Genomic DNA, 13,646 nt, shown 5'->3' with positions numbered 1-13,646 from the left:
GGGCTGCGTCGCCGTGAGTTACACGCTCTGACTTGGCCAGGCGAGTCCGGCTGCTACTGCAAGTAAAAGCCAGCTCACCGGGGGTGCCTGCTCCAGTATGCCCCTTACCGGGGGTAAAGCAGCTCCCGCGGCGACAATGCAAACCATCGCGGCCAGATAGCGGCGTCTGGCTCTCGTATCTTGCCTACGTCTTACTTTACGCTCCGCGGCGATAATCTGCTCACTGCGCTTTTGGCTCTCTCGCTGTCCCTGAAGACTCTCGATGAGTGCTTCCGGTAACTGTGGGAGTTGTTCAAGCCAGCTGGGCGCATGTTGTTGCAGGCGTTTGATCATGCTTTGGGGGGAGTAGCGCTCTGCCACCCACTTTTCCAAAAAAGGCATGGCTGTGTCCCAAAGATTCAGCTGGGGATACAGCTGCCTGCCCAGGCCTTCGATATTCAGGAGTGTTTTTTGTAGTAGCACCAGAGAAGGCTGGACTTCCATATCGAAGCGAGCGGCTGTTTGAAACAGATAAACCAGCAGCTGTCCGAAGGAGATTTCTGCAATAGGCCTTTCAAACACCGGTTCGCAGACAGCGCGCATGGCAGATTCAAAGTCCTGTACTCGCGTGTCGGGCGGTACCCAGCCACACTCAACATGGAGTTGGGCGACCTCATGGTAGTCCCTGCGAAAAATCGCCAGAAGGTTTCGCGCCAGATAGTACTGATCATCTTCGCTCAGGGAGCCAATGATGGCGCAGTCGATGGCAATGTATCGCGGGTCCTTGGGATCCGACGCATCGACGAAAATATTGCCTGGGTGCATGTCCGCATGAAAGAAGCTGTCCCGAAATACCTGGGTAAAAAATATTTCTACCCCGCGCTCTCCGAGTACCTTCAGGTCAACATTCTTCTCTCGTAGCGTAGCCAGATCGGTTACGGGAATGCCATAAATTCGCTCCATCACCATCACGTTGCGTCGGGTGTAGTCCCAAAAAACCTCCGGGACGTAGACGAGGCTTCCGTCGGCGAAGTTTCTCCGGAGCTGGGACGCATTGGCAGCTTCCCGACCCAGATCCAGTTCATCAAGGATCGTATGTCTGTAGTCGCGAACTACGTCGACGGGGCGCAGGCGCCGGCCATCGCGGAGCCAGCGCTCCACAAAGCTCGCGATTCGTGCCAGCAGAGCCATGTCCTTGTGGATTACCGGTTCAATGTCCGGGCGAATGACTTTGACGACGACTTCTCGTCCTTCCCGTGTTCGTGCGCTATGTACCTGCGCCACTGATGCTGAGGCTAGAGGCTCTCGATCAAAGCGCTCAAAGAGTGTGTCGACGCTGCCACCCAATGCGGTCTCGATGATCTGGGTGGCGAGAGCTGCATCAAAGGGAGGCACTTGGTCCTGCAGCAGTGCCAGCTCATCGGCGATATCTGCGGGTAGCAAGTCCCTTCGCGTTGAAAGCATCTGCCCGAATTTTATGAACACTGGGCCGAGATCTTCCAGCGCGCGACGCAAGCGCTCGCCCCGCGTTCCAGTGACGCTGGACATACGCCAGGGATTTAGCCGAAGCAAGGGGTTCAATACGCGGTGTCTGGCCTGCTCCGGTAGCAATTCGTCCAGACGGTAGCGTCCTGCTACCCGCATAATTTCAATACTGCGCAGTAAGCTGGACATCAGGCGGGACGCAAACGCTCTAGGCGTAGGCGCAGGCGTTCTACGCGTTGTTCCAAGCGTTCGCTGCGCTCGCTAAGCTGTTGCACGTCTTCGTAGAAGTGCTCAAGAGCGAGTTTAGGTGGAGCAAGGCGGGCTTCTTCGGTTGCGAACTCTTCGAGCTGGCGTCTGAGGTTGTCTCCGGATTGCCGTGTCCAGTGAAATGCAGCACTGAGCATGCCGGCCAACTGATGTCCGGCGACATCGCCGAGACCAGAAACCAGCGGGGCTTCCCAGTCGATATCCAGATCATTAAACACACGCTGCATGTCAGTGAGCGTACTGCTATTGCCCTCCAGCTGTATGCCGCCATTGATCAGCGCTGCTGCAGGGTCCTCTGCTTGAGCCAGGCTGGCAAAGTCCTGAGCAGTGCCTGTGACGCGTGTAGCCACGGGGCCATCGTGAACGCCTTGTAAACGCAGTTCGCCGTTCGCTTCGCTGTGTAGGTAGACGGTGACAGCCGGGCGTGTGCATTCCAGTGCGAGGACTCTCCCGGCTAGAGGCTTGAGTGCTTCCAGACTGTGTGGTGATAAGCGCAGTGCAGCATTGGCGGCGGCTTCGGCAGCGGCCAGTCCTGCGGTGTGCACCGTGGGCATGCGAATGTCGTTCATGACTAGTTTTTGACGCCCCGGTGCACGGCAACCACTCCGCCGGTCATGTCGTGGTAATCACAGCGAGCAAAGCCCGCGTCTTCCATCATCTGTCGTAATGTCTCCTGGTCGGGATGCATGCGAATAGACTCGGCGAGGTACTGATAACTCTCTGAGTCACCCGCAACCAGTTTTCCCATAAAAGGTAGAACGCCAAAGGAATAGGCGTCGTAAGCGCGGCTGAGCAGGGGGTTACGGGGTTTGGAAAATTCCAGTACCAATAGACGACCGCCCGGCTTGAGTATGCGCAGCATAGAGCGCAGAGCCAGGTCTTTGTCGGTTACGTTCCGCAAGCCAAAGGCAATAGTAATGCAGTCAAAGTGATCGTCAGGAAAAGGCAGGTACTGCGCGTCCGCTTGCACGTAGTGAAGGTTTCCACGAACACCGTCGTCGAGCAATCGATCGCGTCCTACGCGCAACATGCTCGCATTGATATCCGCCAGTACAACCTCACCCTCATCACCTACCATTGGCGCGAACTTGGCAGCCAAGTCGCCGGTGCCCCCGGCTATGTCGAGTACACGGTTGCCGCGGCGAACACCGGAGAGCTCTATCGTGAAGCGCTTCCAAATTCGATGAACGCCTGCAGACATCAGATCATTCATTACATCGTAACGACTTGCTACCGAATCAAAGACGCCGCGGACCATGCCCGCTTTCTCGTCGGTCTTTACGTCTCGGTAACCAAAGTGTGTTGTGTCTTCTTCGCTCATGCTGTGTGTCCCGATTGCGAGCACGTATTGTAGCTTGTCGTCTGCTTATAAGCAGTGCTTGATCTTGCATCACTCGTGGACTTGCAGGGGAACGTTCCAGACGGAGATTGTCCAACAGACAAAAAGAAAGTTAGGGTTCGAAATGCAGAACCTGAGTGTTTGGATCCCGGGATGCGCCCGCCTCGTTGAGATCGTCCAGGTAGGCCTGCCACAGCTCCGCTTTGTGAGTGCATAAGCGATAGAGATATTCCCAGGTATACAGGCCACTATCGTGCCCGTCGTCAAAAACCAGCTGTAAAGCATAGTGGCCTACGGGCTTGAGGTCCTTGATCGCAACGTCCCGCTTGCCGGTTTGTAATACCGCCTGGGACTCGTGATGTCCCCGCACCTCCGCTGAAGGGGAGTAAACCCGGAGGTACTCCCAATCCAAGCTGTAGCATTCCTTCCCGTACTCAAGTTCTAAAACCCGCGATCGTTTACGCAGGCGTATATGAGTCGGCTGGGTTATGTCGCTCAAGGCCGTGGGCTTAGTGCTGGGATTAGAGAATGAATCTGGATAGATCTTCATCCATCGCCAGATCTGAAAGTTGAGAGTCGACATAGGCGGCGTCTACCGCGAGTGCGGTACTGCTAAGACCCGCATCTGCTGCGTTGAACGAAGCGTCCTCCAGCAAACGCTCCATAACGGTATGCAACCGGCGGGCGCCAATATTTTCCGTGCTCTCGTTGAGTTGCCAGGCAAGTTCGGCGATACGCGCAATGCCGTCCTCGGTAAATTCCAGCGTCATGCCCTCTGTACCTAGCAACGCGCTGTACTGGCGAGTGAGCGCTGCATCAGGCTCCACGAGTATGCGTCGGAAGTCCTCAGGCGAGAGCGCCGCGAGCTCAACACGGATGGGAAGACGGCCCTGTAATTCGGGGATCAGATCCGAGGGCTTGGACAAATGAAAGGCCCCGGAAGCGATGAACAAAATATGGTCTGTCTTTAACATGCCGTACTTGGTGCTTACGGTGCAGCCCTCGATAAGCGGCAGAAGATCTCGCTGTACGCCCTCACGAGAAACATCGGCACCTGCGGTCTCACCACGCTTGGCCACCTTGTCCAGCTCGTCGATAAAAACAATGCCGTTCTGCTCAGCAGCCTGCAGCGCCTGCTGTTTGATTTCGTCCTCGTTGACCAGCTTTGCGGCCTCTTCGTCGCATAAGGCAGAAAAAGCGGCCTTGATAGGGAGGCGGCGACTCTTGGGCTGCGAGCGGGCCATATTTGAGAACATGCTCTGCAGCTGGTTTGTCATTTCCTCCATGCCCGGCGGCGCGCTGATTTCGACGCTGCTGGGGGTAGCGAGCTCGAGATCGACTTCTTTATCGTCTAAATCACCCTCGCGGAGTTTTTTGCGTAGCAGTTGGCGGGTGCCGTCGCCTCCAGTTGAGGCGTCTCCCTTTGCATCGCGAGCCCCGGGCAACAAAATATCCAGAATACGTTCCTCTGCGGCTTCTTCCGCCCGAAAGCGCATTTTCTCAATGGCTTGCTCGCGCAGCATTTTCACGGACATTTCGACTAAATCGCGGACGATAGACTCCACGTCGCGACCAACATAGCCAACTTCGGTGAACTTGGTTGCTTCTACCTTCACAAACGGAGCGTTCGCAAGTTTTGCCAGGCGTCGTGCAATTTCGGTTTTACCCACGCCGGTAGGCCCGATCATCAGAATATTCTTTGGCGTGATTTCGGCACGCAGGGCGTCTTCGACCTGCAAGCGACGCCATCGGCTTCGAAGGGCGTTGGCCACGGCTCGCTTGGCGTCCTGCTGCCCAATAATGTGCTTGTCCAGTTCGTGGACGATTTCTCTAGGTGTCATGTTTGACATGTATTGGATCCGGCTATTTGTTTGGTCAGAAGTCCAGCTGCTCGATGGTGCGCTGCTGGTTGGTATAGATGCAGATGTCGGCGGCAATGCCCAGGCCCTTCTCAACGACATCCCGGGCGCTGAGTTCGGTGTTGTCCAGTAAGGCCATCGCTGCAGCCTGAGCAAAGGAGCCACCAGAGCCTATGGCGATAAGGTTGTTCTCCGGTTCGATGACGTCGCCATTACCGGAAATCACCAGAGAGGTTTCTTTGTCCGCAACGGCAAGGAGTGCCTCCAGCTGACGGAGGGAACGCTCTGTGCGCCAGGCTTTTGCCAGTTCTACGGCAGCTCTGACGAGCTGACCGCCGTGTTTTTCCAGCTGTGCTTCGAACAACTCGAAGAGCGTGAACGCATCGGCGGTGCCTCCTGCAAAACCTGCGAGGACCTGATCTTTGTAGAGACGACGCACCTTCCGCGCGTTGCCCTTCATAATGGTGTTGCCCATGGAGACCTGGCCGTCTCCTCCGACGACAACGCTGTTGCCCCGGCGCACACACAATATGGTGGTGCCTCTGAATTGTTCCACGGTGTTTTCCTTCGCCTTCGAACTATTGTTATGGGGGCGTGGTTTGTAAGTTCAAGCGCTGTTCGTGGGGGATACCGAGCGTGCAGCGGCGCCGAGGGGCGTGAGTTAGCCGCTATTGCGTTGAATCAGGAGCGTATCGATGTCCTGCTGAGCTGTGAGGCTGCGAGCTTTAGCCATTGCCGAACGGCTTTCAAAAGGCCCAAGCACCACACGGTACCAGCGACCTGTATCTCCTCGAGTGTCTTCTACACTGGGGTTGAGGCCCAGTAACAAGAGCTCGCCACGGCGGCGGTCAGCATCAGCGGCTTGTCGAAAGGACCCGGCTTGAAGCAAGAATTGCTTGCCAGTAGCGGCACTGCGTGGCTTGGGAAGATCTGCAGGGTCGACGTCGACCGTGATTTCCTGATTGGGGAGCACTTCAAAAAACTCGTACTCAGGCTCTGGCGCATTAGCTTTGGGGGTGGCCGCGAGTTCCGGCGACGATCCGCCTTCTGGGGGCAGTGTCACCAGATACAGCATAAATGCGAGGAACAGACCGCTCGCTACGCCCGCCGCATACCATCGCAGTCCGCCGTGGCTCTGATTGGCAGTGTTTTGGCGGCTGGCGCCGCGGCTGCTTTTCCGTTGGGAGGTCTTTGCCATGGGGCTCTACATACTCTCCGGAGCCGATACACCCAAAAGAGTTAGGCCATTGGCGATCACCTGCCCGACGGCCGTCGTTAGCGCGAGGCGTGCGTTGCGCAGCTCCGCATCCTCGATGAGTACCTTGTGAGCGTTGTAATAGGCGTGAAATTCTCCGGCAAGCTCGCGAAGATAATTGGCGATTTGCTGGGGTTCGGCGCTGGTTCCGGCTCGGGCGACGATCTCGGGGAAACGCGCCAGCTGCTTGAGTACCTCTATCTCCTGCGGCTCTACCAGACGCTCCAACGCAAGAGCCTCTGAATCCAGCTCAACCGACAGGCCTTCCTCGATAAACTTACGGCGGACACTGCAAACGCGGGCATGCGCATACTGAATATAAAAAACGGGATTGTCATTGGACTGGGACAGCGCCAGATCAATATCAAAAGTTAGCTGCGAGTTTGGTGAGCGCGCCACCAGGAAGTAGCGTGTGGCATCGCGACCTACTTCACCAATAAGGTCCCGGAGGGTGAGGTAGCTGCCCGCACGTTTTGACAGTTTCACTTCCTGACCGTCGCGCATGACCGTAACCATCTGGTGAAGTACGTATTCGGGCCATCCTTTGGGGATACCTTCGCCAAGGGCCTGAAGTCCGGCGCGAACCCGGGTCACGGTGCTGTGATGATCGGCGCCCTGCTCGTTTATCACGCGCTCGAAGCCCCTGCGCCACTTGTTTAAGTGATAGGCGACATCGGGCAAAAAATAGGTATAACCACCATCCTTTTTCCGCATGACGCGGTCTTTGTCATCACCAAATTCGGTGGTGCGAAGCCAGAGAGCATCGTCGCTGGTGTAGGTGTTTCCACTTTCAATCAATCGCTCCACCGCAGTGCCGACTTCGCCTGATTCGTAGAGCGATGATTCCAGAAAGAACACATCAAAGGACACGCCAAAGCTTTGGAGGTCGAGATCCTGCTCCCGGCGCAGCCAGGCCACAGCAAATTCACGAATGGCATCTAGATCGTCACTATCCCCTACTGCGGTTACAGATTTGTCGCTGGCTTCTACGCTTTCCCCTGCAAGGTACGCCTGAGCGAGTTCCGCGATGTACTCTCCACGATAGCCGTCTTCGGGCCAGCTTTCGTCTTCGGGGCTCAAACCTTTGCAGCGCGCTTGAACTGATAGGGCCAGATTGTTGATTTGCGCGCCGGCGTCGTTGTAGTAGAACTCTCGCACGACTTCCCAGCCGCAGGCATCCAATATTCTCGCGAGGCTGTCTCCGACCGCCGCGCCTCGTCCGTGTCCAACGTGCAGTGGGCCCGTTGGATTGGCGGATACAAACTCCACCTGCACCTTGCGTCCCGCGCCTGAATTGCTATGCCCAAACTTCTCTCCCTCACTTAGTACTTGTAGAAGAGCAGCCCCTTGACTGTCTTTGGACAGGAAAAAGTTAATAAACCCGGGACCGGCAATATCCGTGCGATCGATGATGGCGTTCTCTGGCAGGGCCTCACAGATTGCCTGAGCAAGCTCCCGGGGGGGCATTTTGAGCAGCTTGGCGCTAGCCAGAGCGATATTGCTCGCAAGGTCACCATGGGCAGCGTCGCGAGTGGTTTCCACTTGAATCTTCGGGGCGCTAATGTCTGCGCCCCGAGCGGTGATAATGCTTTGGAGTGCCTCACTTAATAGTGCGGCAACGGTATCTTTCATGATGTTTTTCCGTCGATGGTGCGTCGCAGACGACGCGCGGAGGCATTATCCCGCTTCAATCACGGCTTTGCCAGATTTGCAGTCTGCTTTGTCTTGTCTATGGGCTGATTTACAAAACATCGCTTGGGTCTACGTCGATAAACCAGCTTAGCTCTCTGGGCTTTTTAAGGGTTTCGGCCCGATCCACCAGTAATCGAGCTGCAGTCATAGCGCCTCGGCGAGAGGCGCTCAAGCACCACAATTGCCAGCGGAAGCGTCCCGCCCGGCGGGGCATTGCTGAGGGCAGGGGGCCAATGAGCTGGCAGTCGCTGGGAAGGTAGGGTTTGGCTTCTTTTTGCACGGCCCGTAAAAACGCCTCGCCATCACGCTCATTGCGAGCGTCACTACGCAGGAGCATGAGCTGTCCGTAGGGGGGCAGTCCCGAGCTTCGCCTTTTTTCCAGTAAAGAACTGGTTATGGATTCGAAGTGCCCACCCCGTAGTGCGCCGAATAAGGGGTCGTCGGGGTAGTGTGTTTGGATCAATACCTTGCCACCGGCGGACTCACGACCTGCCCGTCCTGCTACTTGCACCACCAGTTGGGCCATGCGCTCCTCGCCACGAAAATCCGCGGAGTAGAGCAGGGCGTCGGCATCGATAACGCCCACTAGCTGCACGGCGGGGAAATGATGACCTTTCGTCAGCATTTGTGTGCCCAGTATTACGCAGGGTTCTTCACCGTGGGCAACCTCGAGGAGTGACTGCATGGCATCGGCGCCACGCATGGCATCGCTGTCCACTCGGTGCACCGGGCAACGAAGCACGCTGCGTAAGAACTCTTCGGTTTGTTCAGTGCCCAATCCATGAGTCAGTAGCGAGGTGCCCCCACAGTCCGGGCAGTGGGAAGGTAATGCACGCTGAGCCGCGCAGTGATGGCAGCGCAGGCAGCGTTTGCGCATATGCACGGTAAGTCGTGCGTCGCAATGATCGCAGCCGGCAACCCATCCACAACTGTGGCACTGGAGCGTCGGCGCAAAGCCCCGCCGGTTCAAAAAGAGTAGCGCCTGCCGTTTCTGGATCTGAACGGTGTCGCGAATAGCCGCCATGAGGTAATCGCTGATTCCTGCATTGAGATGCAGGCCGCGTAAATCCACCGTTTCGAGCATTGGCAGTTCGCCACCGCCTTGACGTCCCCTGAGAAAGTGGTGGTCATAGCGCTCCCGCCGTGCATTCTCGAGAGATTCCAGAGAAGGAGTGGCGCTACCAAGAATCACCGGGCAGTCCTCCAGCTGAGCTCGCTTAACAGCGACGTCGCGGGCAGAGTAACGAAAGCCATCTTGCTGCTTGTAAGAGCCGTCATGTTCTTCATCGACGACGATGAGGCCCGGTCGTGCCAGAGGCGTAAAAATCGCCGACCGGGTTCCCATAACGATGCCCGCTGTCCCCGCCTGCGCGGCCTGCCACGCGGCGAAACGCTGACCATCCGACAAGCCTGAGTGGAGTACCGCTACGGGTGATTTGAACCGCGCCTCGAATCGTTTGACCGTTTGCGGTGTTAAGCCAATCTCAGGGATAAGCACTAGTGCTTGCTCGCCACGTTCAAGACAGGCAGCGATTAAGCGAAGATACACCTCGGTCTTGCCGCTACCGGTTACACCTTGCAGCAGGTGGGAGCTAAAACTCCCTCCCACAATGGCCTCGACAGCTTGTGCTTGTTCGGTGCCGAGGGGCGGGCCTTCTTGTTCCAGTGCTGCGCTGGGTATGTGCGCGGATGCGCGACAGCGCTCGATTAGGCCTTTATTGGTCAGCTCGCGAAGCACTGCACTGGACACGCCCTCGGCTTTAAGGGTCTCGGGTAGCTGCTCGCCGCGCTGTAATAGCGATAATGCCTTGGCCTGGGACCGAGCACGACTGAGTGCGCCCTCTGGTAAGCCCTCACCCTGTGTTGTCAGGCGCCAATGGGTTTCGGTCAGGCTCCGCCCCTCTCGGAGCGCCTTTGGAATGGCTGCACTGAAGACTTCGCCGATAGGATGCTGGTAGTAGTCTGACGACCAATTGCACAGAGCCATCATGCTTGGGCCGAGCAGCGACTCGCTGTCTAAAACATCCAGGGCTGGGCGCAATTGCTCGGCATCGACGCTAGCCTCCTCGACAACCTCCAGTAGAATCGCAGTTACCTCCCGTTTACCAAAAGGCACGCGCAGGCGCATCCCGGGGCTAAGGGAGCCCTGGTTTCGACCCTCGGGAGCGAGGTAGTCAAAGGGTCTTCGCAGAGGAACGGGTGCCGCTACGCGAAGGACCACAGGTTTTTCGGTATGGGTCACGATGACGCGAGCATAGCAAAGCGTCGACGGTTCGACGGAGCAATCTGTATCCTTTACTACTGACATTGCCGGTGTATTGCACCAATCGCAGTTTCTGCTAAACTCCGCGCCCCGTTTACCTGCCCATGGTGCTTATTGCCCAGAGTAGGTGACTCCCGGATGCGGTGCCTGGCATAGCGCGACCGGCTTCATGGAAGCAGGCGTGTGGGTTCGGGTGGCGGCATCAACATACTGGAGATACACCATGAAAGCTGAAATTCATCCCCGTTACGAGGACGTGACTGCGACTTGTAGCTGTGGCAACAAGATCCAGACCCGCTCGACGCTGGGTCAGGACTTTAACATCGACGTTTGTTCAAACTGCCACCCGTTCTTTACCGGGAAGCAGAAGATTGTCGATAGCGGCGGTCGCGTAGATCGATTCAAGAAGCGCTTTGGCGCTCGCGGTACTGCTAGGTAGAACCATTTTGGGAGCGGTGTCAGAGCCGCTTCTAAGAAAAACCCGCCGGCTTCTGCCTGCGGGTTTTTTTGTGCCTCAGGGTTCAGGCGTAATCGTTGCAATCGTCCCCTCACGGCGAGGATCAACGCCCCCTTCGAGGCTGCCGTCATCGTGACGCAAGATAACGCTTAATCCGGAGTTTTCACCGGCAGATTCTTTGATCTGAAATCCAAAGGCGCGCATGGACTCAAGCATCTCGGCGGAGGCTCTCGCGCTTTCGACGCGGACGGTATCACCGCGTGCAACCACGTTTGGCAGGTTCACTGCTTCTTGGGGAGTTAGCTCCCAATCGATAACGCCCACGAGGGTTTTGAGTGTGTAAGCGATGATCGAGTTGCCGCCGGGAGAGCCGGTCGCCATGTTAAAGCTGCCGTCGCTGTTGAGTGCGATGGTGGGGGACATGGAGGAGCGTGGGCGCTTGCCCGGGGCGGGATGGTTGGCGACCAGCACGCCGTCGGCGTCTCGTGGCTCTTTGGCAAAATCCGTGAGTTCGTTGTTGAGGAACATGCCGCCAGCCATGCGGGTGGATCCGAAAATGCTCTCTACCGTCGCGGTCATTGAAACGGCGTTGCCCCACTTATCCACGACCACGAAGTGTGTGGTACCGGCGTAGTCGATGGTGGTATCTCTTCCGGGAAGTGCCGCAGTGCGTTCAACATCAAATGCCCAAGGGTCCCCTTCGAGTACTTTTTCCGCCGCGCCATCGGGACTAATCAAGGCAGCGCGTTGCGCTAGGTAGTCTCGATTAAGCATTCCACTCAGGGGTACGGCCACAGCATCGTCGTCTGCGACATAGAAGTCGCGGTCAGCGTAGGCCAAACGTTGGGCCTCAGTGAACATTGCCCAGTCGGTCATTTCGTCGCCGGTAGGAAAGTTGGTCGCTTCAAGCATCCCCAAAGTCATGCCGACGGCGACCCAGGATGAGGGTGGAGGCGGGCCGCAGAGAGTGAGTTCCCGGTAATCCATGCAAAGTGGCTCGAGCTTGCGGGCCGAATAGCTGGCAAGATCATCCAGACTGAGCGTGCCGGCACGAGGTGAATGAGCAGCCGCTGACACCATGGCTTCGGCGAGGGGTCCGCGGTAAAAAGCTTTGGGATCCTTCGCAATAATGTCGAGAGTGTCCGCATACTCGATATTCACGATACGGTCTTTCATGGTGCCGTTATCGTCAAAGAAGTATTGGTAAGCGTCCAGTGGGCCTTGTTCCAGGGTGGTTGGAATCAGGCGCATGCCATATTTTTCAAAAAAGGAGCGCAATCGAGGCGACGGTATAAAGCCCTCGGTTGCAAGACGCTTTGCGGGTTCAAGTAGATCTCCCCAGGGTAAACGCCCGCGATCACTGTGGGCCAGGTCGAGCATGGACACCATCCCGGGTACGCCAATGGAGAGTCCACTGTTTTTGGCCTCAAGGTAACCGTAGCGTGTACCGTCTTCCTGCAAGAACATATCGCTGTGAGCGCCTAGAGGTGCCTTTTCTCGGCCGTCATACACTTCTATGCTCTGATCGGCGGCATGGTAATAGACCATGAATCCGCCGCCGCCAAGGCCCGAGCTTTGTGGCTCAACCAAGCTGAGTATCGACTCAATCGCAACGGCGGCGTCAACGGCGCTGCCACCCGCACGAAGGATCTCCTCACCCACGCTGGTAGCGATAGGGTTGGCCGTGACCACCATGGCGTCGCCGAAAGTCACCATCGTTTTCTCGGCGGTATTGGCGACCTCGTCGACCTTGGGTCCCGGCGTGCATCCGTAAAGCGTAATCAGGATGGGCGATAGAAGCAGCGGCGCTAGGGCCGGATTCCGAAGAGACTTAGTCGACAAAGGCATAAGATGTTCACAGTAAGTTAAGGAAGCGCTGATAGTTTCAGCGCCAATCGTGGGATACAGCCTATAATAAGAAGGTATATCTACTGAAGCTATTTGTAGCACAAGCCCTACTTATTTAGGAGAACAGAATGCGAAGCACGCTTTGGCTGCTCGGTGTATTGTCTATTGTGGCCTTGAGTGCCTGTGAGGACCCTGCGGCGACGATGGCTGAGCGCCCTGCCGCGAGTTCCGCTGTGCTCGTTGAAACTGAAATCGCCGAGCTTGCACTGATTGTTCAGGATGCAGAGTCAGTCGGCACTCTGGTAGGCAATGAATCCGTAACGATTACTGCAAAGCTTACGGAGCAGGTCAGTGCCGTCTATTTCGAGGGCGGAGAGCTCGTTGAAGCCGGTGCAGTACTGGTAGAGCTCATCGATGTAGAGCAATTGGCCTTGCTGCGAGAAGCCGAAGCCAAGCTGCGAGAAACCCAACTACAGTTGGATCGCTTTCTCACCCTAGGCAAGGACATTGCAACAGCTGCAGAGATTGACGTTGCCCGTGCTCGGGTCGATGCCAATGCAGCTCTTCTTGAGGCGCTGCGTTCCCGTATTGCGGATCGTACTATTCGCGCACCGTTTGATGGCGTTATTGGACTACGTCGTATCAGTGTTGGTGCTTTGCTAACGCCAGGGACGGTTATCGCCGAACTTGATGACGTTAACCCTATGAAGCTGGATTTCACTTTGCCAGAGCACTATCTGTCACAGATCGATATCGGCGACTCTGTGGATGCGAAGAGCACGGCCTGGGACGGAGAATCTTTTGCAGGGGAAGTGACGCAGATCGGTAGCAGGGTTGATCCTGCTACGAGGGCTTTTTCTGTGCGTGCACTCATCGATAACAAAGACGCGCGGCTGCGTCCCGGCATGCTGATGGCCGTGAACGTTTCCTTGGGCGAAGTTCCGGGTATCGTGGTGTCAGAAACAGCTTTGGTCCAAAGTGGTGCACAGAGCTCTGTGTTCATTGTTGATGATGAGTCCATCGCCCGACGGGTTACGGTGGAGATTGGTAGGCGCATGCCGGGACTCATAGAAATACGCTCGGGTTTGTCCCCTGGGGATCGCGTTGTGCGCAATGGACAGATGACCTTAAGGCCGGGCGTAAAAGTCCGCGAATCTAACCTGGCGTCCGAAGCGGACTCGCTGGCGGGCATTGGGGCATAA

General features: G+C 56.7%; 12 protein-coding genes. 2 read left to right on the top strand and 10 right to left on the bottom strand.

The window, feature by feature from the left end:
- Positions 1-18: 18 nt before the first annotated feature.
- The 9 genes from ubiB to R0137_RS01545 form a co-directional block, all read right to left on the bottom strand.
- Positions 19-1,653 carry a ubiquinone biosynthesis regulatory protein kinase UbiB gene (ubiB, locus tag R0137_RS01585; protein ID WP_407328022.1) on the bottom strand — a complete coding sequence of 545 codons (1,635 nt, stop codon included), beginning with the start codon at positions 1,651-1,653 and terminating at the stop codon, positions 19-21.
- On the bottom strand, positions 1,653-2,300 hold the full coding sequence (locus R0137_RS01580; protein WP_407328021.1) for an SCP2 domain-containing protein: 648 nt from the start codon (positions 2,298-2,300) through the stop codon (positions 1,653-1,655). The genes ubiB and R0137_RS01580 overlap by 1 nt, the downstream gene beginning before the upstream one ends.
- Positions 2,301-2,302: 2 nt before the next feature.
- Positions 2,303-3,052, bottom strand: a complete 750-nt coding sequence (gene ubiE, locus R0137_RS01575) for a bifunctional demethylmenaquinone methyltransferase/2-methoxy-6-polyprenyl-1,4-benzoquinol methylase UbiE (RefSeq protein WP_405271199.1) — start codon at positions 3,050-3,052, stop codon at positions 2,303-2,305.
- A 130-nt stretch (positions 3,053-3,182) separates the two neighbouring features.
- Complete coding sequence (locus R0137_RS01570; protein WP_407328019.1) at positions 3,183-3,620, bottom strand: gamma-butyrobetaine hydroxylase-like domain-containing protein; 438 nt, start codon at positions 3,618-3,620, stop codon at positions 3,183-3,185.
- On the bottom strand, positions 3,592-4,920 hold the full coding sequence (hslU, locus tag R0137_RS01565) for an ATP-dependent protease ATPase subunit HslU (protein WP_407328017.1): 1,329 nt from the start codon (positions 4,918-4,920) through the stop codon (positions 3,592-3,594). Before hslU ends, R0137_RS01570 begins: the two co-directional genes overlap by 29 nt.
- A gap of 25 nt (positions 4,921-4,945) precedes the next feature.
- Positions 4,946-5,485, bottom strand: coding sequence for an ATP-dependent protease subunit HslV (gene hslV, locus R0137_RS01560; RefSeq protein WP_405271202.1), 540 nt, complete (start codon positions 5,483-5,485; stop codon positions 4,946-4,948).
- A gap of 105 nt (positions 5,486-5,590) precedes the next feature.
- Positions 5,591-6,127, bottom strand: a complete 537-nt coding sequence (locus R0137_RS01555) for an SPOR domain-containing protein (RefSeq protein WP_407328015.1) — start codon at positions 6,125-6,127, stop codon at positions 5,591-5,593.
- A 6-nt stretch (positions 6,128-6,133) separates the two neighbouring features.
- The gene (gene argS / locus R0137_RS01550) at positions 6,134-7,816 is read right to left on the bottom strand and encodes an arginine--tRNA ligase (protein WP_407328013.1); all 1,683 of its coding nucleotides are present in this window, start codon (positions 7,814-7,816) and stop codon (positions 6,134-6,136) included.
- A gap of 109 nt (positions 7,817-7,925) precedes the next feature.
- Positions 7,926-10,184, bottom strand: a complete 2,259-nt coding sequence (locus tag R0137_RS01545) for a primosomal protein N' (RefSeq protein WP_407328011.1) — start codon at positions 10,182-10,184, stop codon at positions 7,926-7,928.
- A gap of 178 nt (positions 10,185-10,362) precedes the next feature.
- Between R0137_RS01545 and rpmE the strand changes: the two genes are divergently transcribed.
- Positions 10,363-10,578, top strand: coding sequence for a 50S ribosomal protein L31 (gene rpmE / locus R0137_RS01540; RefSeq protein WP_407328009.1), 216 nt, complete (start codon positions 10,363-10,365; stop codon positions 10,576-10,578).
- A gap of 75 nt (positions 10,579-10,653) precedes the next feature.
- Here rpmE and R0137_RS01535 read toward each other — a convergent pair whose 3' ends face one another.
- On the bottom strand, positions 10,654-12,444 hold the full coding sequence (locus R0137_RS01535; RefSeq protein WP_407328008.1) for a gamma-glutamyltransferase family protein: 1,791 nt from the start codon (positions 12,442-12,444) through the stop codon (positions 10,654-10,656).
- A 128-nt stretch (positions 12,445-12,572) separates the two neighbouring features.
- On the opposite strand from R0137_RS01535, the gene R0137_RS01530 reads away from it, so the two are divergent.
- Positions 12,573-13,646 (top strand): efflux RND transporter periplasmic adaptor subunit, encoded by a 1,074-nt coding sequence (locus tag R0137_RS01530; RefSeq protein WP_407328007.1) that lies wholly within the window; start codon positions 12,573-12,575, stop codon positions 13,644-13,646.

Origin of the sequence: Congregibacter brevis (assembly GCF_045689245.1) — a bacterium.
GTDB classification, from domain to species: Bacteria; Pseudomonadota; Gammaproteobacteria; order Pseudomonadales; family Halieaceae; genus Congregibacter; species Congregibacter brevis.
This window is presented reverse-complemented; position numbering and strand designations above follow the sequence as displayed.

Bases quoted from the DNA above. Each gene is read 5' to 3' on its own strand.
- ubiB (WP_407328022.1), bottom strand. From the start codon at position 1,653: ATGTCCAGCTTACTGCGCAGTATTGAAATTATGCGGGTAGCAGGACGC.
- R0137_RS01580 (WP_407328021.1), bottom strand. From the start codon at position 2,300: ATGAACGACATTCGCATGCCCACGGTGCACACCGCAGGACTGGCCGCT.
- ubiE (WP_405271199.1), bottom strand. From the start codon at position 3,052: ATGAGCGAAGAAGACACAACACACTTTGGTTACCGAGACGTAAAGACC.
- R0137_RS01570 (WP_407328019.1), bottom strand. From the start codon at position 3,620: ATGAAGATCTATCCAGATTCATTCTCTAATCCCAGCACTAAGCCCACG.
- hslU (WP_407328017.1), bottom strand. From the start codon at position 4,920: ATGTCAAACATGACACCTAGAGAAATCGTCCACGAACTGGACAAGCAC.
- R0137_RS01555 (WP_407328015.1), bottom strand. From the start codon at position 6,127: ATGGCAAAGACCTCCCAACGGAAAAGCAGCCGCGGCGCCAGCCGCCAA.
- argS (WP_407328013.1), bottom strand. From the start codon at position 7,816: ATGAAAGATACCGTTGCCGCACTATTAAGTGAGGCACTCCAAAGCATT.
- R0137_RS01545 (WP_407328011.1), bottom strand. From the start codon at position 10,184: ATGTCAGTAGTAAAGGATACAGATTGCTCCGTCGAACCGTCGACGCTT.
- rpmE (WP_407328009.1), top strand. From the start codon at position 10,363: ATGAAAGCTGAAATTCATCCCCGTTACGAGGACGTGACTGCGACTTGT.
- R0137_RS01535 (WP_407328008.1), bottom strand. From the start codon at position 12,444: ATGCCTTTGTCGACTAAGTCTCTTCGGAATCCGGCCCTAGCGCCGCTG.
- R0137_RS01530 (WP_407328007.1), top strand. From the start codon at position 12,573: ATGCGAAGCACGCTTTGGCTGCTCGGTGTATTGTCTATTGTGGCCTTG.